Raw genomic sequence first — 22,388 nt, 5'->3', positions numbered from 1 at the left:
CTGCGTGGCGTTCTTCCGCGATCGGGCGTCGACGATCGGCCGCGGCAGCGCGGCGTAGCGCTCGATGATGGGTCAGATAGCCTTGGCACCGACCGATTCGGCAGCCGGGTCGACGGCGCTGATCGCGGCGTCATAGTCGCTGCAGAGTTGCAGTCCGGTCGCGAGTCGGTAGTAGACATGCTCACCCGGGTAGTCGCCTACCGCGGCAGTGGGGTAATTCCGCAGGAGCTTCCCGTGAGGACTGGGTGACTGTGGCGGTCAGTTGCGCGGCGAGGTCCATCATGGTGGCGTTGCGTCCGGAGGTGTACGACTGCGGTAGTATCGAGCGGGGTGTCGAGCTCGCTGAGCTCGGCACCCCGCTGTTCACCGCGCGTTCAGTGGAAGCGCAGACCGTTGATGGGGAGCAAGCCCTGGCGTGTCGTGCCCGCGATGCACGGTCCTATCTGGCGGACGCCGTCGACCGCGCCTTGGTCCACGACGAGTTGCCCGCCGGCACCGGGGCCGTTGACGATGGCCACGGTGTTGACAGGTGGCGCGGCGGTGATGCCGCCGGGCACGAAGAACGGTCCGGCGAATTCGCTGACCTCGCCATTCGCCCAGGTGATCGTCCCGTTCACGAAGGCCGGGATAGCGAAGCAGTTCGCGTTGTCGCCGGTGAAGTTACCGTGCAGTGCGGCCGACGGGCTCGGGGTTCCCGCGCAGCCGGCGAAATTGCCGTCAAGGGTCCCGTTGACGTGCGTCGGCATCAAACCGAGGGGCGTGGTGTTGAACGTTACCGTTCCCCCGCTACACCCACCGTTCAGCGGCTCAGCAGGAGCTATCTGTGCGAAAACGAACGGAGTGCTGAAAATCGCCAATGCGCAGGCCGTTCCGGCTGCTTTCTTGGCAATAGACATGTCATGACCTCTCTCGATGAGTGACAGGACTGGTCCAGCAGCAGAGCTTCGACAGCGGTAAAGACAGAACCTAGACTCAGAATTCTATTACCCGTCCAGAATTATAGGCAAATTTGCAGCAATTTTGGATACTGTCAGTTACCGAAACGAAGTATCAGTCGCGAATCGATCTGAAGTCGCGCAAAAGTCGAGTTTTGGTGCGGAATCGCGGACATCCGAGGTGGACCGTTCTGCTATAACCACGACCCGTCTATCAGGAACTACGCTCTGACCCGGCTCGCGTTTTGGTTGTCGAAACGGAGGAAACGACGCCGAGCCCGGGGATGGGGGATGACCCGGGTGTTGCTGTCGGAGAATCACCTGGGCCCGATCAGCCTCGATGGGATCGGCGTCCCGCCCAGGCCTTTTCGGGCCTGGAAGGTCGAACGCCGTCGGTGAAGAACATCGGTAAGCCGTGTGCGGGAGAACCGCATGCACGGTTTGACGGGCGAGGGCTGGAAACGGAAGCGATGTCGGCCAAGGTCGAAACGAAAGCTGCCTGCGGGAAACCGCAGCCAGGAGCGCACAGACCTAAAGCCGATCACTCGCCACCGCGCCAGCCCTCGACTCTCCCACTTTGGTTGGTAGCGTGCCGGGTGGTCGTGGATATTGTTGCGGCGGAGCTTGATTCGCTGCATGGGCACCTGGATCGCAGCGTCTCATGGGTGACCGTGCCCGTGCTTCGCCCCGCCGGGAGGTGGCGGTTTCCCGGGTGAACGCCGGGGGTCGGGCAGTGCTGCTCGGCGATGGGCTCGAGCAGGGCAGCCAGTTGGGCGCGCTCCGCCGTGTCCAGCGCGACACATAAGTCGTCGTGCGCGGTGACCAGCTGCCGTCGGTTGCTCAGGAACTCGCCGGCCGCGGCCCGGTGGGACAGAGCGCATGGTTGCGACAATTGGTGGGACTGCGGCGGCCGGCTGCCGCCCTCGGCACCTGTCGGCGATCAGGCGGCAGGAATGAGGCTCGGCTCAGGTCCGCACCGCGCGTGCGGCGCGGACCTTGTCGGCGAACGCGGCCCCGAAAAAGATGCGGGAGAAGCGCGGCGCCGATCGAGCAGTACGTTTCGTCGCAGCCAGCCAAGTGGCCGACCGCATACCACTCACAGAGGAGCACGCTCAGGTTTTTGGGACCGCCGTGGATAACCTAGCTAGGACAGCTACGCGGGCGGTTGTTTCCCAGTCGGCCTCGGCGACATCGGCCCTGGAGGGCGCTGATTGGTGGTGATTAGCTATAGCTAGTCGACGTTCGAAGAAGGGAAGAGAAGGAAACGAGCGGCAGGTACGCAGAGAGTACGCAGCAGCCTCGCTCGGCCCCGTCTTCCACTGAACGTCAACCAACATCGAAACCGCAGGTTAAGGCGGTTCAGCAACGCCATCAACGACGCCAAACGACCAGGTAGTAGTCCGAGCTCTACTTCGATTGCCCAGGAGATGGCGTTGGGAGTGGCCCGTCCCCAATGAATGAGACCGCTCGGTATTAGAGTCCTGTTGGCCCTGGTAGGGGCCAGAAGGGACGATTGGGATCATGGCTGGAGGACGGAAGCGGCATTCCGCGGAGGAGATCGTGCGGAAGCTGCGCCGTGCCGATGAGCTGGCCGCGGCCGGTAAGTCGGGCGAGGAGATCGCCGCAGAGCTGGAAGTGTCGGCGGCGACGTTGTACAACTGGCGCCGCTCTTACGGCGGTATGGATACCGATGCGGCGAAGGAGCTCAAGGAGCTGCGGGAGCAGAATTCCCGGCTCAAGCGGCTGCTGGCCGAGGCGGAGCTGGAAAAGGACGCCCTGCGGGAGATCAGCCGGGGAAAATTCTGAGCCCAGCGTCCAAGCGCCGTGCCGTCGACATGCTCACAGCAGTGAAGGGCGTGTCGGAACGGTTCGCGTGCAAGGTCGTTGGGCTTGCTCGTTCGACGTATCGGCGGCTGCCCCTCGCGCAGACCCCGGATGATCCGGACGCCGGTTTGCGGGCCTGGCTGCGCTCGTATGCTACGAAGAACCCGTGTCACGGGTTCCGGCGGGCGTGGGCGCGGTTGCGGTTCGACGAGGGCAGCTCGGTGAACAAGAAGAAGGTGCATCGGCTCTGGCGGGAGGAAGGGCTGCAGGTGCGTGAGCACCAGCCGCGTAAACGGGCCGGCGTTTCGTCGATGCCGCCGGTCGATGCGGATGCACCGAAGGTGGTGTGGGCGTTGGATTTTCAGTTCGATTCCACCATCGACGGCAGAGCGGTGAAGATCGCGTCGATGGTCGATGAACACACCCGTGAATCACTATTGCATCTGGTTGAACGCTCGATCACCGCCGAGCGGCTCGTCACCGAGCTCGAGAAGGTCTTCACCACTCATGGTGGGTCGCCGACGGTGTTGCGGATGGACAACGGGCCGGAAATGATTTCCCATGCGCTGCAACAGTTTTGCGCAAACCGGGTCGGGATCATCTACATCCCACCGGGCACGCCGTGGAATAACGGATTCGTCGAATCGTTCAACCGTCGGCTGCGCAAAGAATGCCTCGACCGGAACCACTGGACAAGCCTGCTCGAAGCCCGCGTCGTCATCGGCGACTACAAGGTAGACCACAACCGACGACATCGACATTCGGCGCTGGGCTATCTGACCCCGGCCGAGTACGCTGCCCGCTGCAGCCACAGCCACCACCCGGTGGCCTGCGGCATCAACTGAATACGGATCGAAAACAACCTGGCTCTAAAACCGGGTGGTTCCGTCATCGGGGACCGGTCAACCACCCGGTGGCCTGCGGCATCAACTGAATACGGATCGAAAACAACCTGGCTCTAAAACCGGGTGGTTCCGTCATCGGGGACCGGTCAGGAGGTAGCCCGGACTATCTGCGGTTTGCCTCGACCAGAGCGCCTAGTTCGTCGGGGGTTCCGAACACGACAACTACCGTGGTGTGGACGTGCTCGTCAGACTCGAGGTGCCCACCTCGACAACACCAGCGCCCCATATAAGATGCTCGGCTGCCGAGGTCGGGTCAGAATGATTTCTGCCGCCAGTGTCGTTCGAACCATCTGACCTTCGACCACCTTTCCGCTCCGAGAGGACCCGTATGTCCCAACAGCTCGTCAACAAGGGCGCGGTCGGTGTCGGCGTGCGTCAGTATCACATCGGCATCGCCCCGGGTGAGGTCAGTAGTGTCGCGCTGCTGCCGGGCGATCCTTTCCGGGTCCCGCTTATCGCGGAGTTCCTCACCGATGTCACGGATGTTGCTCACAACCGTGAGCACCGCACCATGACGGGCCTCTATAAGGGGAAGGTCATCACTGCGACCTCCACTGGCATGGGGTGTCCGTCGACCGCGATCGCTGTCGAAGAGCTTGCGCGCGTGGGAGTTACGTCGTTCATCCGCGTCGGCAGTTCGGCGGCCCTGCAGAACGGCATCGAACCCGGTGACCTGTTGGTCAGTGAAGGCACGCTGCGCAACGACGGCACCACCGCTGCCTATGTTCATCCGGGCTTCCCGGCAGTACCCGACATTGCCATCGCCGCGGAGTTGCGTGCAATGGCGGAGCAATTGGCCAGTGCTGGAGGCGGTTTCCGAGTCTTCGCCGGTATCAACGCTTCTGACGACGCCTTCTACGCTGAGCCGCCGGAGTGGATCGATCAGCTCAGGAGGATGGGTATCCTCAACGTCGAGATGGAGAGCTCGGCGCTGTATGTGGTGGCGAAACTGCGTGGTCTGCGCGCGGGCATGATTTGCGCCTGTTCGAGCAATCTGGTGGACGGGACGAGTGTGTACGACGAGAAGAACACCAAGCTCAAGGACGGCTGGATGCGCAGCATCCAGGTCGCTCTCGACACCGCGGTCGCGCTGGATCTGTGACGACTGGGTTGCCATGCACCGTCGGAGGCGACGCCTCAGGTTCGTTGCGCCTCGAGTACCAGAACGGGCAGCAGCATGGCTCCCTTGTCATTGAATGTTGGATGGAAATCGTTCTGGGCGAACAGGTTCAACATGTGCTCGGCCGGGTTTGTCATCTCCAGCCGATCGGCCCGCAGTGTGGTGATCGACCAGTTCGGCGGCACGAACGTGGTGCGCAACGTCTCCTCGGAGATCGGGTACGGCGCATACAGTTCGGCGTGATCGGCTGGCGTGAAACAGAATTGGATCAACCGGCCGCCGGGTTTGATCACCCGACTGAGCGCCGCTGCATGTGTCCGGCGCTGCTCCGGATCGAGGCAGTGCAAGAGCGCACTGCTCACCACGGTATCGAAACGGCCGTCATGTCCACCGAGGACGGCCGCGTCGACAACGTCGAACGACACCGACACGCCATCTCGGCGGCGCGGGCGCGGGCCTGTTCGATCGCGGTGGGTGCGACATCGAGGCCGGTCACCCGGTATCCGAGGCCGGCGAGATAGATTGTGGTATCGCCCGGTCCGCAGCCGACGTCGAGCACATCGCCGCTGATGCGACCGGCCTGCTCGAACTCCAGCAGTAGCGGCTGCGGCCTCCCGATGTCCCACGGCGGCCGCTGGACGACGACGCCCGGGAAGACCTCGTCACCACGGTACAACTTCTCGTAATCGACTGTTGCCGATGAATATCGCCCGGATCTGTTGTCGGGCAGACTCGTTGGTGTGGTGGGCGACGATCATGAAGTCGGCCGGTGCGTTTGGCGTTGTGGCCCATGGTTCGAGGTCGAGCAGGCTCGGTGCTGTGCCGGTGGTCGCCACAGTTCTCGGTGTTTGATGTGGCCGCCCGCGGGTGATCGACGCTGGCTGCGGCGACGAAGGCATGGCGTGCCGCGAGCTCGGCCCGCTGCCGTCCGATGTGCGTTCCGATCATCCCGAACCACAGTTCTCCGAACGTCGGAATCTCGAAGGGGCTGCAGCGGCGCTCAGAGATCGGCGAGGGCGAGAAGCCGCTCCATTTGATGCACTGGGAGGAAAGGCGATTCGGCCGCGGCGTGCGCGACCGATTCGGTCTGATCGGCCAGTAGGCCGATCAGGGCGCCCGGGTTGGCAAGTTGCGGTGAGGTGCGACTATGAGCCGCACTGACTCGTCAGGATCGGCGGCCAGGGTCTCCGGCGGGAAGATGAAGTCATCGGCTGGACGCCAGCCGGTGAACTTGTCCGGGCGGAAGGCTCGATCGATGCGTTCAGCGGTCGCGAGGTCGACCAGATCGGCGGCGTGCCTAGCCATCGTCGTGGCGCGACGCATCAGTGGGCCTCCCAAACGGCAACCGCCTCAAGGGTTGCGGAAGCTCCGGCCGTTGTCCTGCTCCATCGCAGTCAACTCGTCGGCAGCCTCGCGTTGCCCCTTCGCGATATCACCGAAGGTGCTGCTCATCTGGGTCAGACCGGTGGTGAGGTTCTCGCTGGCGACCAGGTAGCCCTTGTCGCCCTCGGCGAATTTGTTTCCGAAACTGTCCTTACCCCACGGGGGTTCCGTCGCCGGTGAGCGTCGACTGGAGGCTGGTGAGCGACTGCTGAATGCGTTGTTGAATGCTCTCCGAGATCTGCGCAGCCGTCTTCAGCTGCGCCGGATCGACCTCGATGTGATCGGCCACCGTCAGTCCTGGACTTCGAGATGGGCGTCCATGCGCGCGAGGATGCGGTCGACCTCGGTGGCGACCCAGGCGATGAGCCCAGCCGAACCCATTCCGGCCGCGACCGGGGCCGGATGGTCCAGCGGCATCACATAGCGGCCGTCATAGGGCAGATCCCGCCACAGCACACCCGATTCGACGATCCCGCGCGGGCCGAACTTCGAACGGCCCTGCAGGACTTTGACAATGCCGGTCGCGACGGCCGGAGTGTTGAAAAACGCCGCAGTGCAGGCCGATTCGTCGTCGGAGTCGTCATCGTCGGAGAAGACCGCACCGGCCGAATCGAAACTGTCGTCGGCCCGGTCGGCGGCACTGACCGGTATTTCCCGCTGCGTGCCCGCCTCTGCCGTCGGCAACTGCCCGACCACGACGTCGGCCAGCGCCCGCGGATCGCACTCGGTGACGGTGACTCCACCGCTGTGCCACAGGGTTTCGCCGGGCTGCTGAGTGAGGAGGTAGCCGCTCGGCCACGGCGGGCGGCGTGCACCCGGATGCGCTTGTCGGGATTCTCGAAATCCTGATCATCCCAGGCGTGTGCAACGATGAACACCTCCGGCTTGCCGATCACGGTGGCCATCGCCTCGAAGTCACCGTCGATCATGTCGCGCAACCGCTCTCGGGTCTGCCGCTGCGCGCGCTCGTCGAGCAGCCGGGTGCGACTGGTGAACACGAACGGCGACGGCAGGTCACCGTGCCGATACTGGTCGCACACCAGCTGGAACTCCAGGTCGGTGAAGGACCACGAGCGCGTCACGGCTCGATCACCGGTTTCACCTTGCGTGGTATGTCGCCGAGCGCGTCATCGAGATGCACGCGCGAGTCCAGGAATTTGGCGTGCTTGTGTTCCTTGCCGCTCTGCGCGGTGCCGCCGGCGGCACCCGGGGCACCGATAGGCATGCCCCCGCCGACGCCGGGCAGCGGCTGCATGAGTTCGCTGCTGCGGCGCATCACCTCGGCGGTCGCGGCCTGTACCGCGGCCGTGATGGCCGTGGCGATCTCCTCGTAACTCAGATCGCCAATATCCTCGGCGAACAGTGTGTCGACGAGGAGGCCGTCTGCGTTGACCGTCACTTGAATCCGCTTGTCGCACACTACGACCGTGGCCGTCAACAACGACCTCTGCCGTTGCAGTTCGGCGATCCCGTGCAGCTGTTCTTGCAGGCCCTCCAGCATCGTTGCCATATCCGCCTGCAGACGCCCGTTGACCATCGGTACCTTCACTGTCAGCTCCCGCATGGAACAACAGCGCACGCCGTTGAATACACCGTTGAATACCCGGTGGCGCACAAGGAAATTCAATGAGACGATCGGCCAATTTTCGATCATTCCGCCGTCACGGCGGCAGCTCACACCCGACCGACCTGCGTCGGCCGCGTTGCTGCGATGATGGGCGATTGTGCGAGTACTGGTGCAACGAGCGAGTTCGGCGCAACCCACAACCGATTAGGTGCTGCCGTGGTGAAGCGGCGCTGCACCAGATCCGCCGGCCGCGGCGCGGCCGGGTCTGCGACCGTGGTGCGTTCGACCCTGCCGCGCACCGCGCCGCGCAGCCCAAGACCGCGCATCAGCCGTTCGACAGTGCAGCGGGCCACGCGGATGCCTTCACGTTGAGTTGCAGCCACACTTTCCGGGCCCCGTAAACGCCATAGTTCGCCGAATACACCCGCCTGATTACCACTTTCAGTTCCTCATCACGCTGCTCCCGTTCGGTCGGGATCCGGTTGCGGTGTTCGTAATACGTTGATGGGGCAATCTTGACGCCGAGCTCTTTGAGCGCGGCGCAGATCGACTCGACACCCCATCGCAGCCACCACGGTCGCGGCGGCGTTGGTGTTTGCTGATGAACCTGACGGTCAGCGCTGCGGCCGGTCCAGTTCGACGCGAACCTACGTGCCGACTGCCGCAAGCCAGTGGCGCAATCTCGCTGATCGGGATGACGCGGTCGTGACCCCCAGTCGAATGAGATGGTTCACGTGACCAGGCGATATCACGCGATACGTCGACTCGTCCAGCTGAACCCGAAGGCCTAGATCAGAGCAACGGAAGCAGGACAAGGTCTGCGATGTCCTTGCCGAGTTGTTCAGGTTCGAGGGGACCGTTCGGGGCGTACCACTTGTAGACCCAGTTGGCTGCTCCGAGGCAGGTGTTGACGAAGACTGTCTCGGAAGTCTGGAGTGTTCGGCCGCTCGCCGCTAGGTGCCGTGCGACGAGGTCCTTCATGACGTCCTCGAACTGTCGCCGCCGGTCGACGACTGTGTCCAGTAGGTGGGCCGGCAGTTCTTCCTCTTCCTCGAAGAAGACTTTGTGGATTGCCTGGTTCTCGCAGGTATACCGCACGCGGTAGGCGATCAGCTGACGAAGTGCTTCGAGCGGGGCGGGCACCGTCTTCGCGATAAGCAGGGCGGTTGCCAGCGACTCATTCATGACGTCTTCGTAGAGCCTGATCAGCAGCTCTTCCTTGTTGTGAAAATAGTGATAGAGGGTCGGCTTGGACAGTCCCACCTCGGCTGCGATCTCGTTCATGGTGGTGGCGCGGTAGCCCCGTCGGCTGAAGATTTCGGCGGCCCCGGTCAGCACTCGCTGTCGCTGCTCGGTTGCCTTGCTCGGCCGGCCCCGGGTCGCCATGGATCGTTGTTCTCCTCGCTCGCCGCTGATTGCACCGTGCAGGCCCGGCGCCCGGCGTCAGCGTAGTCGCACATCTTCGCGCCGAGTGCTGGTGGACGGGGCTGTAGACAGCACCCGGCCAACCAAAATTTACCAAACGGTCGGTAAAATCATACCTGGTAATTGCGGCGGGCGAGTTCTGCGGCTGTATGCGGCGGCGAGGGTGCTCCGGTTGTGGCATCCAGGTGGCGGGGCAAGTGGGAGCGAGGCATGCTGAACGAGCCCGTCTTAGGCTGCTGACCTCGTGGTAGGTGAACCAAGCCGACGGTTGGGGCTCTCGGGTCCGGAGACCGAGGGCGGGTCCGTGGGGGCGCATGCGTCGCCTTGACGCGAGGAGAACGAGGGCTTAGCGTGGTTTACCAACCAGTCGGGAAAGTGGGAGAAATGTACGGGACGCTTGACCTCGAGTACCGGGACTTCCAGGCGTCGTGTCGCGCCTTTACCGATAAGCACGTCCGTCCAGTCGTGGATGAGGCTGAGCGCGACGGCAAACCGCCGGCCGCCTTATGGCGAGCGCTTGGTGAGGCTCGACTACTGGGACTGATGACGCCCGAGGAATTCGGGGGCAGTGGCCGTGACGAGCTGGCAGTGGCACTGCTGGCCGAGCAACTCGCCCAAGCTGCCGGAGGTATCGCCATCGGGGCCCTCGTCAGCGCGTATATGGCAGCCACGCACATCGTGGAGTACGGGACCGACGAGCAGCGGATGGCCTACACGGCCGACCTGGCGGCGGGCGAGAAGATTGCCGCCATCGCGGTGACGGAGCCGGGCGCCGGATCGGACGTTGCCGGTATCTCGGCACGCGCTACCAGGACAGAGGAGGGTTGGCGCATCAACGGCCGCAAAATGTTCATTACCAACGCCGGAATCGCCGACGTCCTCATCGTCGCCGCGAAGACGGACGCTGATGCGGGCCACCGTGGCATCACGACCTTCCTGGTCGACGCAGGGACGCCGGGTCTGTCCACCGGGAGCCCGCTGCCGAAAATGGGGTGGCACTCTTCGGATACCCGCGAGGTGATCCTGGACGACGTCGAGGTGTCCAATAGCGCGCTGCTGGGCACGAAGGGGCGCGGCTTCTATCAGATCATGGGTGCCTTCCAGCTCGAGCGGATTGTACTGGCCGCCATGGGACTTGGTCACGCCGCGGAGAGCATCCGCTTGGCGACGGAGTACATCCGCAATCGTGTGGCCTTCGGAGCGCCTCTCGGTGATCGCCAGTCGGTCCGTCACCGCCTTGCGAAGATGCAGATCGACCTCGAAGTCGCGCGACTGCTGACATACAGCGCCGCAACCCAGCTGCGGGACCGGGACCCTGAGTCGCCGACGACGGTTGCCATGGCCAAGTTCCACGTGGCCAACACGTGCGCTGCCATCGTCGATGACGCCGTCCAGTTGTTGGGTGGATCCGGTTTCGTCGAGGAGTCCGGGGTCGCTCGCCATTACCGCGACGTCCGCATCCTGCGGATCGGCGGCGGCGTCGACGAGGTCCAGCTCGACATCATCGCCAAGCGACTCCTGCCTGCTGGCTGAGTGCGCTGCTCTGGAATCTGCCCCCTCATCACCCACCACTGGTAACGAATCGGCAAGGAGCCAGCCAAATGTCGGACAGCCTCGATGGGCTCATCTCGTCACCTGTCATCCCGCTCGAGCCCGCCTGGACGTCGCCGGTGCAGCAGCGGGAGGCCGGCCACGCCCGCGCTCTCCATGACATAAGCCCAGAGAGCTACTGGGATTGGGTCGGCGAAAGGCTGCGCTGGATCAGACCGTACGACCATTTGCTGCAAGGGACGTTGGGCGACTTCCGCTACTACGTCGGGGGTCAGCTGAACGTCGCCGACAATTGCCTGGACCGGTGGGCCGAGGATCGCCGGACCCGTGACAAGGTCGCCGTCATCTGGGAGGGCGAGCCGGGCGACGTCCGCAAGGTTACCTTCGCGGAGCTCGCGGATGAGGCTGCCAAGTTGGCCGCAGGTCTAGTCGAGCTCGGCGTGGGGAGAGGCGACGTGGTGGCCCTCTACCTGCCCAACCTCGTCGAGGCCTTCGCCGCGGTCCACGCCTGCAACCGCATCGGGGCGATCTACACGATCCTCTTCGCCGGGTTCGGTGAGGAGGCGGCGCGAGCGCGACTGGAGCAAGCGGAGCCAAAGGTCGTGGTGGTCGCCGACGCCAGCTACCGCCGGGGTAAGCGGGTCGAACTTCTGCAGACTCTGCGGAAGGCGCGTACCTCGCTCCCGGACCTTCACACCGTGGTCGTCGATCGCACCGGTGTCGGTGCCGAGCTCGTCGACGGTGAGGTCGACTATAGGGAACTGGTCCGGCGCCAGGCGGACGGCGCGCCCCTCGCGGCGATGGAGGCGAACGATCCAGCGTTCCTCATCTTCACCAGCGGCACGGAGTCGCGCCCGAAGGGCATCGTGCACAGCGTGGCCGGTTTCCTGGCCGGTGCGTGGGCCAACGCGCACTGGCAGGTAGGTCCAGAGGACGGCGACGTTTACTGGGTCGCCGCCGACATCGGCTGGCTCACCTTTCCCATCCAGGCAGTCGTCGGTGGTCTGGCGAACGGCATGACGATCCTCTGCTTCGAGGGAGCGCTCGACACCCCGACACCTGAGCGGTTCTACGAGATCTGCGAGCGCCACGAGGTGACCAAGGTGCTGGCGGCTCCGACGGTGCTGCGAATGCTGCGCGGGTTCGGTGACGAACTGTGCGCCAAGCACCCCCTCACTCAGCTCGAGCTGGTTACAGCACAGGGGGAGCCACTCGACAGCGAGACGTTCAGCTGGGCCAGCTCCCACCTCGGTGGCGGGGTGCCGGTGGTGAACGCCTACGGACAGACCGAGACCGGCTCGACGTGGACATATCCGATCTGTGGTGTCGACGACCTCAAGGCGGGCTCGGCAGGCACGCCGGCGCCGGGGCACTTGTGTGCCGTGCTCGACGACGACGGCAATCCGGTCCCGCCCGGGGTCAAGGGCAACCTCGTGATCACCCATCCGTTCCCCACGTTGGCCCGCACCGTGTGGCGCGACCACGCCCGCTACCAGGACACCTACTTCTCTCGGTTCCCGGGGTGCTACACCACCAACGACCAGGCGGTCGTCGACCACGACGGCCATCTGTGGGTGCTCGGCCGATCGGACGACGTGATCAACATCGCCGCGCATCGGATTTCCACCATGGAGATCGAGGAGGTCGTGGGTGGTCACCCGAGCGTGATCGAGGCCGCGGTCGTCGGGGTGCCCGACCCGACGAAGGGGACTGTGCCTGCCGCGTTCGTCGTCGTGCGGGACGACGCCCCAGACAATGTCGTCGAGGAGTTGCGAGCCGAAGTCGCCGACACGCTCGGCAAATATGCCTCGCTCGGTCCGGTCTACGTCACCTCGACGATGCCCAAGACTCGCACGGGCAAGCTGATGCGCCGACTGTTGCGCGAGATCGCGACCCACGGGGAGGCCAAGGGAGATACCTCCGCCGTCGAGGACCCGAGCACGATCGAGATCGTGGCTCGCGCCGTGACCGGTGACACGCGGTGACCCAGGACGGGCGTCGCCCACCGCATTCACCAAGGAGGAGCACTTGATCACCCCAGAACGCCCCGTCTCCGGACGGTGGTTCGAGGAGCTGCCTGTCGGCACCGTGGTGCACCACGTTACTCGCCGCACAGTGACCGAGACGGACAACGTGCTCTTCACAACTATGACAATGAATCCGGCCCCGCTGCACCTGGATGCGACGTATGCCGCGACCACCGAGTTTCGTCGCCCCCTGGTGAACAGCATGCTGACGGTCGCGCTCGCAGTGGGCCTTTCGGTGCCCGAACTGACGCTCGGCACCATCGTGGCCCAGCTGGGGCTCTCGGACGCGGCTTTCCCATCCCCGGTTTTCGCCGGCGACACCATCCGGGTCGAGACCGAGATCGTCAGCGCGCGGGCCTCGAAGTCCCGCCCCGAAGCAGGACTTGTGGTGTTCGAGCACCGTGCCTACAACCAGAACGACATCCTGGTGTGCCGGGTCCAGCGCACGGGCCTGATGCATCGCGCCCCAGCGGGTGTCGAGCAGAGGGCGGCCACATGAACGCCATAGATGTCGGCGGGGCGATCGCTCCCGAGCTCGACGAGGCCATCTCGACGGCGCTCCGCGGCGGGGACACCTCCCGTTGGCCCAGCAAGCTCCCGGTTCGCCAGCGCATCGCGCTGCTGCTCGATCCGGGCAGCTGGGTCGAGGATGGCCTTCTGGCCGCTGCGGCAGGCGATCGCCTACCGGCAGACGGCGTCCTGACCGGTGTCGGCCGAATCGAGGGGCGTCCGGTTGCGGTGATCGCTCACGACTTCACCGTCAAGGCAGGTTCATGGGGGGAACTCACCTGTGAGAAGCAGGTCCGCATCCTAGAGCGTGCAGACCGCGACCTACTGCCGGTGATCTACCTGGTTGACTCTGCCGGCGGGCGCCTCACCGATCAACTGGGGTTCTATTCCGGCCGACGGGGCGCCTCGAAAATCTTCCAGCTCCAAGTCCGGTTGTCAGGTCGGGTTCCGCAGATCTGCTGTCTGCACGGACCGTCGGCTGCCGGTGGCGCCTATATGCCGGCGTTCACCGACTGGGTTGGCATGGTCGACGGCAACGCCTCGATGTACCTGGCCTCGCCACGGGTCGCGGAGAAGGTCACCGGCGAGGTCACGACCCTGGAGGAGATGGGTGGGGCGCGGATGCACGCCACCGTGTCCGGCTGCGGCGACGAGGTTTTCGAGTACGACTGGCAGGTGATCGCGGCGGCGCGTCACCTCCTGTCGTATCTGCCCGACGACTGGCGATCCGCCCCCGCAACTGCGCCGCCCACACAGCCGGAGATGCGTGTCTGGGAGCCGGGGCTGATTCCGGAGGATCCCAACGCCGGATACGACGTGCGCGACGTCATCGCCCATCTCGTCGACGCGGGCAGCTTCTTCGAGATCAAGTCCGCATGGGCCACGGAGCTGGTCATTGGGCTCGCGCGGCTCGAGGGCCGCGTCGTCGGCCTGGTCGCAAACCAGCCGTCGGTGCGAAGCGGTGCCATCTTCGTCGACTCGGCAGACAAGGCCGCACGCTTCATCTCGATGTGCGACGCCTTCAATATTCCGCTGATCTTCCTGCACGACGTCCCAGGCTTCATGGTCGGAGTCGCGATCGAGCGACAGGGCATCATCCGACACGGAGCCAAGATGGTGGTGGCCATGGCGAGTGCCGAGGTGCCCAAGTTCAGCGTCATTCTCCGCAAGGCCTACGCGGCCGGCTTCTACGCGATGTGCGCGCCGGGTTTCGAGCCCCGGGCCACCATCGCATTGCCCACCGCGAGCATCGGGCCGATGTCCCCGGAGGCTTCGGTGAACGCGGTATACGCCAACAAGATCGCCGCGATCGAGGACCCGGACGAGCGAGAGGCATTCATCGCCGCTCGAACGGCTGAGCAAGCAGCGGACCTCGGTCTGGTGCGGTTGGGCAGCCAGTTGGTCGTGGACGCGGTCGTCGAGCCCGAACGACTGAGGGCAGAGCTCATCGAGCGACTCGCCCACGCCGACGGGTGGACGCGCGAGCCACACTCGCGCCACCACGTGATCAGTCCGGTGTGACGTGGACCGCCTCATGAGCGTGACCGGCGCTTTCGGCGTATGAGAATGGTGCGCGGCACGCTCGCGCCCGCCAGAAAGGTGCAGTTTTGAGAGTCGGGCTGATGTTCCCACCGGACGCGGATCCCGCGGAGGTGACGACCGAGGCACAGGTAGCCGAGGAGTTGGGGTTCGACTTCTTCGCATGCGGGGAGCACCTGTTCTTCCACGTGCCGACGACGAACGCCTTCATCGCGCTCGCCGCCGCCGCAGGGGCCACCACACGGATTCGGCTGTTGAGCGCGCTCACGATCCTGCCGGTCTACCCGGCGGTAGTGGCGGCGAAGTTGGCAATCACCCTCGACCGGGTATCAGGCGGGCGCTTCGAGTTAGGGGTCGGTGTCGGCGGTGAATACCCGCCAGAGTTCGATGCCGCCGGCGTGCCGGTCCGGGAACGTGGCCGACGCACCGACGAGTCGTTGGCGTTGCTGCAGCACTTGGAGACGGGCGAGCCGGTGTCCTTCGCGGGACAGTTCACCACGATTGACCGGCTCGCGATGCTCCCGTCGCCCGTTCAGGACAACGGCCTACCAGTCTGGATCGGTGGGCGTAGCAAGGCGGCGATGCGCCGAGCTGCCAGGTTCGGTGATGTCTGGCTCCCGTACATGATGACACCCGATAATTTCGCCGCGGCGGTGCCTCAGGCACGCGCCATGGCCGAGAAGTATGGGAGAGCCCCGGAACAGCTCCGTGCCGGGATCTTCTGCTGGTCGGCCGTGGCAGAGGATGCGGCCTGGGCCCGCCGCGCCGCGATCGAGTCGGTGAGCACCACCTACCGACAGGACTTCACCGATCTCGCCGACCGCTATCTTGTCTCCGGCAGTCGCGAGCAGGTGGTCGACCGGATCAGCCAGTACGCCGAGGCGGGGGCCACCGAGATGATCTTCGCACCTGCATGTCCCCCCGCGGACCGACCCGGTGTGGTGCGGTTCTTCGCCGAGTGGGTGATGCCGCTGCTCCAGAGTCTCGCGCCCGCCTCCTCAGGCGCCGCCGAGACCACGGTGGTTCGGGGAGGCGCCCGATGAGCGCGACTCGCCCCTTCGACAGCGTGCTCGTGGCCAACCGAGGTGAGATCGCCGTCCGCGTTATCCGCGCCGCTCATGACGCCGGCCTCCGGGCGATCGCGGTCTACGCCGACCCTGATCGTGACCTCCCGTATGTGCGTCTCGCCGATGACTCGTACGCACTGCATGGTTCGACCGCAGCGGACACTTACCTCAACGCGGACAAAATCCTCGACGTCGCCCTGGCCGCTGAGGCGCAGGCGATACACCCCGGATACGGGTTCCTCTCGGAGAATCCTGAGTTCGCGGAGGCGGTCCTTGCGGCGGGTCTGACCTGGATCGGCCCACGTCCCGAGACCATCCGCGCACTGGGCGACAAAGTAACCGCCCGATCGATCGCCGAGAAGGTCGGCGCACCATTGGTGCCGGGTACGTTCGATCCCGTCGTGAGCGTCGCCGAGATCGAGGAGTTCGTCGCCGAGCACGGACTGCCGATCGCGATCAAGGCGGCGCACGGCGGCGGCGGCCGCGGCCTACGGGTGGTACGCGAGGCTGCGCGGATCGCCGACGAGTTCGAGTCGGCGACCCGCGAGGCCGTGGTCGCCTTCGGTCGTGGCGAGTGCTTCGTCGAACGTTACCTCGATCGGCCGCGGCACGTTGAGGCCCAGGTGCTCGCAGACACCCACGGCACGGTTGTCGTCGTGGGGACCCGGGACTGCTCTCTCCAGCGACGGCACCAAAAATTGGTCGAGGAGGCCCCGGCCCCCTTCCTGACCATTGAGCAGGAGCATGCCATTCGAGACGCCGCGCGGGCGATCTGCGTGGAGAGCGGGTACGTCGGCGCCGGGACCGTCGAGTTCCTGGTCGGGTCCGATGGGTCCGTGTCGTTCCTGGAGGTCAACACGCGGCTTCAGGTCGAGCACACCGTGACGGAGCAGACGACCGGCATTGACCTTGTGCTCGAGCAGTTCCGGGTCGCGGCAGGCGAGCACCTGAGCGTCACCGCCGACCCCGAGCCGATCGGTCACGCCTTCGAGTTCCGTATCAACTGCGAGGACCCCGGCCGTGGCTTTCTGCCTGCGCCGGGGACGATCACCCGGTGGGTGCTCCCCGAGGGGCCAGGCATCCGCGTCGACTCGGGGGTCGAGGAGGGGTCCGTCATCGGTGGACAGTTCGACTCGCTGCTGGCCAAGCTGGTCGTGTCGGGGCCGGACCGTGCCACCGCTCTGGCCCGCAGCCGGCGGGCACTCGCCGAGATCACGGTGGAGGGCCTGCCTACCGTGCTGCCTTTTCACCGGGCAGTCACGCGTGCCCGTCAGTTCACTGCGGATGACGGCTTATTCGAAGTGCACACCACGTGGATCGAGTCCGAGGCCGGCCCGCTCGTAGACCCCGACCACGGATCGACCGAGCCGGGCGAAGCAGCCGAGATGGTCGCGATCCTCGTCGGTGGCCGTCCCCAGCGGGTGCATCTTCCGGGGCTGGCGACCTTGGGGGATCTGGCCGAGACCATCCGCGGACAGTCCGCCGAGGTGGCATCTGGTCTGCGTGCCAGCAGGGTCGACGGTGACGAGGTGGTGGCGCCGATGCAGGGCACGGTCGTCAAGGTGCTGGTGGAAGTCGGGCAGATCGTTGCCGAAGGAGATCTCGTGGCCGTGGTTGAGGCCATGAAGATGGAGAACCCGGTGCGAGCGCACAAGGCCGGCCTTGTGCTGGACGTCGCCGTGGCGGTGGGTGAGACCCGTGCCGAGGGCCAAGCGATCTGCCGTATCGGTCACGACGAGACGGGAACGTGAACGTAGCTCGGTCGTGACAGCGACGAACGGTCGTGGGCAGGGTGATGCGACTCCGGCGAGGTTGGGTCCGACGCGCCCATCGATCAGTCACCTGCAGTGCGTTCGGTGTGCCTGCATGGAGCGCGATCGGTGCCTATTCACGCTGTCATACGTGTGGGAGGAAGTGTTTGTTTGTGGGTGGTGTTCGACGGCGGTGAGGGCTGCTTCGGTGCGGTTGTCGGCGGTGAGTTTGTCGAGGATGTGTGCGACGTGGGTGGCGACGGTTTTGGTGGAGATGCAGAGGGTGCTGCAGTCGGTGGTGTCCCTGTTACGATCGCCCTGGTGATCGGCCTGTTCAAATAGGCGCTCGCTGAGCGTATTCGGTGGTCACCGATTGCCGAAGGCGCGGCAAGAGTGTGTTGAGCGTGAGCAACGTCGGAACCGTCTGTCTGTCGGCTCGCCAGGGCGGAATCGTCACGCAGATGTGTCACCGATCCGCACACCCGTTCACCGGGTGGTGGTCTCGTCGCGACATTCTGTAATCGAGAGCGGCGAGCCGCCATTTGCAGACTTCCGATGGGACCCCCTGTAGTCGGCTGCGGCTTGGAGGACGACAGTTAGAGCTCAGAGAACAACAGTGACAGCAGGATGTGTGGGCGGCCCGTGGTATTGGAAAGATCTACAGATCGGGTGGCGCGGAGATCCGCTGCCGCGACGAGTGCGGTCGCAGATGCGTTGGAGTGCATCGATCCCCGCGGACAGAAAGCGGCGCAACTGCCTCCCGCGGTGACGGCAGAGACCCGGCTACAGAAGGCGTCTGATGCCGTACCGGCACGTGGCAGCGAGTATGCGGTGTTGTTGCGTCGGGTGCGGCAGGCAGCGCTGCTGGACCGGCAGTTGCGGTATTACGGCTGGAAGAGTGCGGTCACTGCGGGGGCGTTCGCGGCCGGGTGGACGGCGTTCTTCTTTATCGGCAACTCGTGGTGGCAGCTGGGCACGGCCACGTTCCTGGCGGTGGTGTTCGCCCAGATCGCCTTCCTGGGCCATGATGCCGGGCACAGACAGATCTTCGGCACCCGGCGGGCGAACTACCTGTTCGGTGTGATCGCGGGCAATCTCGGTGTTGGGTTGAGCATCGGCTGGTGGACCAGCAATCACAACCGGCACCACGCCCACCCCAACACCGAGGGTTCAGACCCCGACATCATGGGAGTGCTGGCCCATTCCGGCGATCGAGCACGGACCAGCAGCGGTATCCGGCGGCTGATTTTCCGCAACCAAGCCTGGCTGTTCTTTCCGATGCTGCTGCTCGAGGCCGGCAGCCTGCACTACTCGAGTGTTCGGGCGGTGATGCGATGGACGATCCCGAACCGCACTTGGGAGGCCGTGCTGCTCGCCGCTCACGCCGCCGGGTACCTCGCCGCGGTGTTCCTGGTCCTCTCCCCGGCCAAAGCGATGGTGTTCATCGTTGTGCAGCAGGGCCTGTTCGGGTTCTACATGGGCTGCACCTTCGCACCTAACCACAAGGGGATGGAAGTGCTGGCGGAAGGCGACTCCACCGACTTCCTGCGCCGTCAGGTCCTCACGTCCCGCAACGTCCGCGGCAGCCGATTCGTCGACACCGCCCTCGGTGGCCTGAACTACCAGATCGAGCATCATCTCTTCCCGTCCATGCCGCGTCCCAACCTGCGCCGAGCCCAGCCGATGGTCGCAGAGTTCTGCGCCGAGCTCGGGGTGCCCTATTGCCAGACCAGCCTCCTCGGCTCCTACGTCCATGCGCTGCGCCATCTCCACACCGTCGGACAACTCACCCCACCGCTACGGCTGGTCGAGCAGCACACTGAGCTGGCGACGCGGCCGGTCGAACCGGGTGAATCCGGCTTGGGCGTAACCACAGACAGAACAGAGGAACGATGAGGATGATCGAACGGGGTCAGCAGCGCGGGCCTTGACCCGCTGTCGCCGCCAAACCGGATGGAGTACTACGACATAGCGTCTGCCTCGAGACGCTGCGGACCATCGACACCCCCGAAAGCCGCCCACGAGCCGCCGCGAGCGGTGCCACCTCCGCCGTAGCCTGATCTGTACCCCCGATCGAACCTTCTTCTGAGCGCGGCCGATGAACGCCGCGCGATACACCGAGTAGGCGGTGATATCGCCACGATGAAATAGCCTGCGGCACAACATCATCCAGCACACACGCCATCTACGGCAACGAAATACAACTGTCGTGCTAGGCAAGTATGGGCAGATCGGTGCTGCGCAGCATGCGACATGTGTGGGTGGCGCGCCTACCAGCAGAGTTCCGTGGCAGCTCCCTTGCGTAGCGCGCTTGGCCGCTCACCGCCGCGCCTCCCACGCGCTCTCCTAGAGCGCTGATAGGTTCTGGGTATGTGCATCGGGTTGACGGGCTTGGTGGCGAGCATCGACAAGATGGGTGGGCAGCCCCAACAGGCCGACGGTCGGCCGGCGCCGCGGATCGTCGCCGGGCGGTCGGACGCCTTGACCGACGACATCGCCGTAGCACGCGCCGTAGCCGCCGAGCTCGTCTGATGCAGATCGGCGTCGTTTTCCCCCCAGACCGAGCTCGGCGGCGACGTCCGTGCCGTGCGCGCCTACGCCGAGGGGGTCGAGCAGCTCGGCTACGCCCACCTGCTCACCTACGATCATGTGGTCGGCGCCGACCCTGCGATCCATCAGGGCTGGGCCGGCCCCTACGACGTGCACACGACGTTCCACGAGCCGTTTGTGCTGTTCGGCTACATCGCCGCCATCACCGCGCTGGAGCTGGTGACCGGCATCATCATCCTCCCGCAGCGCCAGACCGTGCTGGTGGCGAAGCAGGCGGCCGAGGTCGACCTGCTGACAGACGGCCGGTTCCGCCTCGGCGTCGGGCTGGGCTGGAACGCGGTCGAGTACGAAGCGCTCGGCAAGGACTTCTCGAACCGCGGCGCCCGCGTCGAGGAGCAGGTCGCCCTGCTGCGCCGATTGTGGACCGAGCAGACCGTCACCCACGACGGGCCAAGCGAGCGCGTGACCGGCGCCGGCCTCGCACCCACGCCGATGCAGCGCCCCATCCCGATCTGGTTCGGCGCCATGTCGCGGCGGGCCTACCGGCGCGTCGGTCGCCTCGGCGACGGCTGGTTCCCGATGATGCCGCCGGGCCCCGACCTCGACGAGGCCAAGGCTGTCGTCGACGTCGCGGCGATCGAGGCTGGACGTGACCCGGCTGCGATCGGCATGGAGGGCCGAGCAAACTGGGGTCCCGGCGACCTCGACACGATGCTCGACGATGTCGAGCGGTGGCGCAGCGCAGGCGCCACTCACCTGTCGATCAACACGATGGGCGCAGGGCTTGTGTCAGTCGACGAACACCTCACGGCGCTGGCCGCCACCGCCGAAGGGCTCGGCCTCACCCCAGCCTGACTGCCGCGCCGACAGCGCGACGTCGGGTACTGCCGCTCCTGCACATCAACACCCTGCTGCTCCAGCGAGTTCTTGCCGATGACGCGGTGCAGGTGGTCAAGGTCCGTTACGCCGGGGTCGTCCGGCGCGTTCGGCTCGTCGACGAGCAGGGGCGTGCGATCGAAGCTACCTCCGAAACCTGCCCAGCGGGCGAGCGGCGCAGTCGACGAAGATCTACACCTGGGTGTCCGACGACGCGGTTCTCTCTGACTACGTAGCTCGACGCTGGCTGCGGAACTGGCGAATCATGAAGTTTGTGATCGCGCGAGAGAAGGCGGGCCGCAACGTGATTGCGGGCTGAGCCTAAAGTCGACCGTGGTGCCAGCAGTCAACTCCACAGGGTCACATGGACTTTAGGGCGGAAGCGGGTGACGGCGACACCGGAGCCGCGGATCATTGCCTGGGTGCATCGGGGGGTGGTGATGAAGCGTAGGAGTTCCGAGACGGCGGGTTGCCGGGAGTCGGGCGGGAGGGCCGAGGCGCACCACTCGCCGGATACTTGCAGGTCGGGGGCCTTGACGTGGATCAGGCGGCCCGCGGCGAGGTCGGAGGAGACGGCGAAGCCGATGGTCAGGGTGATACCGCCGACGCGGCGGACCTCTTCCAGTGCGGCAGCATCGCTTTGGAAGATCTTTTGTTGTGATTCGGGAATGGCCAGGTTGCGCAGCATCGTGGAGATGGCGCCGTCGACGCTTCCGGCGCCGGGGCCCAGCAGCCAGGACTGCTGACGTAGCAGTGCCGGGTTCGGTGCGGCCTCCGCCAGCGGGCTGTCGGGTCGCGCGACCGCGATGATCTGATACTTGAGGAACGGGCGGACGGTGATCGACGCGCTGGTCTCGACGTCCTGCGGGCCCAGTGCGATATCCACCGCGCGGGACTCGATGAGGCTGCGGAATTGGCTGGTGGGATGCACGCTCAGCTCGACCGCGAGATCCTTTGCCCGCGAGGCGAACAGCTCGATGAGGCCGGGTGCGGCGTGTTCGGCGAAGGCGCTGGACGCGGCGATGTGGAGCAACCGTCGGCCGTGCGCCGCCTCGCCCACTTCGATGGCGGTCTGGCGCTGCAGTCCGAGGATTTCGATCGCCCGGCTGGCGAGCCGCAGTCCGCCTGGCGTGAACGCGAGGCCCGCCGCTGTGCGGGTGAACAATTGGTCGTCGAGTTCCTTGCGCAGCTGGGCGACGTGCGTCGAGATACCGGCGTCGGACATCCCGAGCTGGATGGCTGCCGCATGGACGGACCCGAGGCGGACTACTGCCGAATAGGCCCGAAGTTGAGCGGGTGTCACGATCCGAGCCTACTTTGGAGGTGGGTTCCGGTGCCCGGAATCGCTGCGGTCGTAA

The 22,388-nt window shown here is 65.4% G+C and carries 18 protein-coding genes and 4 pseudogenes; 11 read left to right on the top strand and 11 right to left on the bottom strand.

Going from position 1 to position 22,388, the window contains the following annotated elements:
* Positions 1–374 precede the first annotated feature (374 nt).
* Complete coding sequence (locus tag ACV7NQ_RS43220; RefSeq protein WP_463364766.1) at positions 375–896, bottom strand: hypothetical protein; 522 nt, start codon at positions 894–896, stop codon at positions 375–377.
* A 1,560-nt stretch (positions 897–2,456) separates the two neighbouring features.
* On the opposite strand from ACV7NQ_RS43220, the gene ACV7NQ_RS43215 reads away from it, so the two are divergent.
* Positions 2,457–3,604 (top strand): IS3 family transposase gene (locus tag ACV7NQ_RS43215; protein ID WP_463358517.1). Its coding sequence is split into 2 segments (ribosomal slippage): positions 2,457–2,727 and positions 2,727–3,604, totalling 1,149 coding nucleotides; the frame shifts between segments, so codons are not numbered across the junction.
* 388 nt (positions 3,605–3,992) lie between these two features.
* Positions 3,993–4,766 (top strand): nucleoside phosphorylase, encoded by a 774-nt coding sequence (locus ACV7NQ_RS43210; RefSeq protein WP_463364765.1) that lies wholly within the window; start codon positions 3,993–3,995, stop codon positions 4,764–4,766.
* A gap of 35 nt (positions 4,767–4,801) precedes the next feature.
* Here ACV7NQ_RS43210 and ACV7NQ_RS43205 read toward each other — a convergent pair.
* The 8 genes and pseudogenes from ACV7NQ_RS43205 to ACV7NQ_RS43170 form a co-directional block, all read right to left on the bottom strand.
* Positions 4,802–5,343 (bottom strand): annotated as a pseudogene (locus ACV7NQ_RS43205) (class I SAM-dependent methyltransferase).
* A 548-nt stretch (positions 5,344–5,891) separates the two neighbouring features.
* The gene (locus ACV7NQ_RS43200; RefSeq protein ID WP_463364764.1) at positions 5,892–6,107 is read right to left on the bottom strand and encodes a hypothetical protein; all 216 of its coding nucleotides are present in this window, start codon (positions 6,105–6,107) and stop codon (positions 5,892–5,894) included.
* 211 nt (positions 6,108–6,318) lie between these two features.
* The gene (locus ACV7NQ_RS43195; protein WP_463364763.1) at positions 6,319–6,456 is read right to left on the bottom strand and encodes a hypothetical protein; all 138 of its coding nucleotides are present in this window, start codon (positions 6,454–6,456) and stop codon (positions 6,319–6,321) included.
* Between the two features lie 2 nt (positions 6,457–6,458).
* Positions 6,459–6,923: an ESX secretion-associated protein EspG gene (locus tag ACV7NQ_RS43190; protein ID WP_463366033.1), complete on the bottom strand. Its 465-nt coding sequence runs from the start codon at positions 6,921–6,923 to the stop codon at positions 6,459–6,461.
* 38 nt (positions 6,924–6,961) lie between these two features.
* Positions 6,962–7,249: pseudogene (locus ACV7NQ_RS43185) on the bottom strand (ESX secretion-associated protein EspG); the annotation flags it as partial.
* Positions 7,246–7,731 carry a YbaB/EbfC family nucleoid-associated protein gene (locus ACV7NQ_RS43180; RefSeq protein WP_463364762.1) on the bottom strand — a complete coding sequence of 162 codons (486 nt, stop codon included), beginning with the start codon at positions 7,729–7,731 and terminating at the stop codon, positions 7,246–7,248. The gene ACV7NQ_RS43180 and the pseudogene ACV7NQ_RS43185, both read right to left, overlap by 4 nt.
* Before the next feature lie 173 nt (positions 7,732–7,904).
* Positions 7,905–8,296: pseudogene (locus ACV7NQ_RS43175) on the bottom strand (IS3 family transposase); the annotation flags it as partial.
* Positions 8,297–8,526: 230 nt separating this feature from the next.
* Positions 8,527–9,120 (bottom strand): TetR/AcrR family transcriptional regulator, encoded by a 594-nt coding sequence (locus ACV7NQ_RS43170; RefSeq protein WP_463364761.1) that lies wholly within the window; start codon positions 9,118–9,120, stop codon positions 8,527–8,529.
* A gap of 423 nt (positions 9,121–9,543) precedes the next feature.
* Between ACV7NQ_RS43170 and ACV7NQ_RS43165 the strand changes: the two genes are divergently transcribed.
* The 6 genes from ACV7NQ_RS43165 (at position 9,544) to ACV7NQ_RS43140 (ending at position 17,604) form a co-directional block, all read left to right on the top strand.
* Entirely contained in the window at positions 9,544–10,692 is a 1,149-nt protein-coding gene (locus ACV7NQ_RS43165) for an acyl-CoA dehydrogenase family protein (RefSeq protein WP_463364760.1), read from the top strand.
* A 68-nt stretch (positions 10,693–10,760) separates the two neighbouring features.
* Positions 10,761–12,695 carry an AMP-binding protein gene (locus tag ACV7NQ_RS43160; RefSeq protein ID WP_463364759.1) on the top strand — a complete coding sequence of 645 codons (1,935 nt, stop codon included), beginning with the start codon at positions 10,761–10,763 and terminating at the stop codon, positions 12,693–12,695.
* Between the two features lie 43 nt (positions 12,696–12,738).
* Complete coding sequence (locus ACV7NQ_RS43155; RefSeq protein ID WP_463364758.1) at positions 12,739–13,236, top strand: MaoC family dehydratase; 498 nt, start codon at positions 12,739–12,741, stop codon at positions 13,234–13,236.
* The gene (locus ACV7NQ_RS43150) at positions 13,233–14,768 is read left to right on the top strand and encodes an acyl-CoA carboxylase subunit beta (RefSeq protein ID WP_463364757.1); all 1,536 of its coding nucleotides are present in this window, start codon (positions 13,233–13,235) and stop codon (positions 14,766–14,768) included. Before ACV7NQ_RS43155 ends, ACV7NQ_RS43150 begins: the two co-directional genes overlap by 4 nt.
* Positions 14,769–14,854: 86 nt before the next feature.
* Positions 14,855–15,829 (top strand): LLM class flavin-dependent oxidoreductase, encoded by a 975-nt coding sequence (locus tag ACV7NQ_RS43145; protein WP_463364756.1) that lies wholly within the window; start codon positions 14,855–14,857, stop codon positions 15,827–15,829.
* Positions 15,826–17,604 carry an acetyl/propionyl/methylcrotonyl-CoA carboxylase subunit alpha gene (locus tag ACV7NQ_RS43140; protein ID WP_463364755.1) on the top strand — a complete coding sequence of 593 codons (1,779 nt, stop codon included), beginning with the start codon at positions 15,826–15,828 and terminating at the stop codon, positions 17,602–17,604. The genes ACV7NQ_RS43145 and ACV7NQ_RS43140 overlap by 4 nt, the downstream gene beginning before the upstream one ends.
* Positions 17,605–17,691: 87 nt before the next feature.
* Here the strand turns inward: ACV7NQ_RS43140 and ACV7NQ_RS43135 are convergent, their stop codons facing one another.
* On the bottom strand, positions 17,692–17,880 hold the full coding sequence (locus tag ACV7NQ_RS43135; RefSeq protein ID WP_463366032.1) for a LuxR C-terminal-related transcriptional regulator: 189 nt from the start codon (positions 17,878–17,880) through the stop codon (positions 17,692–17,694).
* 393 nt (positions 17,881–18,273) lie between these two features.
* Here ACV7NQ_RS43135 and ACV7NQ_RS43130 point away from each other — a divergent pair, with 393 nt between their 5' ends.
* From ACV7NQ_RS43130 to ACV7NQ_RS43120, 3 genes and pseudogenes are all read left to right on the top strand, one after another.
* A complete protein-coding gene (locus ACV7NQ_RS43130; RefSeq protein WP_463364754.1) occupies positions 18,274–19,500 on the top strand; it encodes a fatty acid desaturase family protein in 1,227 nt (408 codons plus the stop codon).
* 474 nt (positions 19,501–19,974) lie between these two features.
* The gene (locus ACV7NQ_RS43125) at positions 19,975–20,136 is read left to right on the top strand and encodes a hypothetical protein (protein ID WP_463364753.1); all 162 of its coding nucleotides are present in this window, start codon (positions 19,975–19,977) and stop codon (positions 20,134–20,136) included.
* A pseudogene (locus ACV7NQ_RS43120) lies at positions 20,136–21,009 on the top strand (LLM class F420-dependent oxidoreductase). Before ACV7NQ_RS43125 ends, ACV7NQ_RS43120 begins: the two are co-directional and overlap by 1 nt.
* A gap of 367 nt (positions 21,010–21,376) precedes the next feature.
* Here ACV7NQ_RS43120 and ACV7NQ_RS43115 read toward each other — a convergent pair.
* Positions 21,377–22,333, bottom strand: coding sequence for a LysR family transcriptional regulator (locus ACV7NQ_RS43115; protein WP_463364752.1), 957 nt, complete (start codon positions 22,331–22,333; stop codon positions 21,377–21,379).
* Between the last annotated feature and the right edge of the window lie 55 nt (positions 22,334–22,388).

The organism is Nocardia sp. Tas62D01 (assembly GCF_055232035.1).
This window is presented reverse-complemented; position numbering and strand designations above follow the sequence as displayed.

What these genes read in the sequence shown, in the direction of transcription:
- ACV7NQ_RS43170 (WP_463364761.1), bottom strand. Translation starts at nt 9,120, where the DNA reads ATGGCGACCCGGGGCCGGCCGAGCAAGGCAACCGAGCAGCGACAGCGA.
- ACV7NQ_RS43150 (WP_463364757.1), top strand. Translation starts at nt 13,233, where the DNA reads ATGAACGCCATAGATGTCGGCGGGGCGATCGCTCCCGAGCTCGACGAG.
- ACV7NQ_RS43165 (WP_463364760.1), top strand. Translation starts at nt 9,544, where the DNA reads ATGTACGGGACGCTTGACCTCGAGTACCGGGACTTCCAGGCGTCGTGT.
- ACV7NQ_RS43160 (WP_463364759.1), top strand. Translation starts at nt 10,761, where the DNA reads ATGTCGGACAGCCTCGATGGGCTCATCTCGTCACCTGTCATCCCGCTC.
- ACV7NQ_RS43220 (WP_463364766.1), bottom strand. Translation starts at nt 896, where the DNA reads ATGTCTATTGCCAAGAAAGCAGCCGGAACGGCCTGCGCATTGGCGATT.
- ACV7NQ_RS43200 (WP_463364764.1), bottom strand. Translation starts at nt 6,107, where the DNA reads ATGCGTCGCGCCACGACGATGGCTAGGCACGCCGCCGATCTGGTCGAC.
- ACV7NQ_RS43180 (WP_463364762.1), bottom strand. Translation starts at nt 7,731, where the DNA reads ATGCGGGAGCTGACAGTGAAGGTACCGATGGTCAACGGGCGTCTGCAG.
- ACV7NQ_RS43210 (WP_463364765.1), top strand. Translation starts at nt 3,993, where the DNA reads ATGTCCCAACAGCTCGTCAACAAGGGCGCGGTCGGTGTCGGCGTGCGT.
- ACV7NQ_RS43140 (WP_463364755.1), top strand. Translation starts at nt 15,826, where the DNA reads ATGAGCGCGACTCGCCCCTTCGACAGCGTGCTCGTGGCCAACCGAGGT.
- ACV7NQ_RS43125 (WP_463364753.1), top strand. Translation starts at nt 19,975, where the DNA reads ATGTGCATCGGGTTGACGGGCTTGGTGGCGAGCATCGACAAGATGGGT.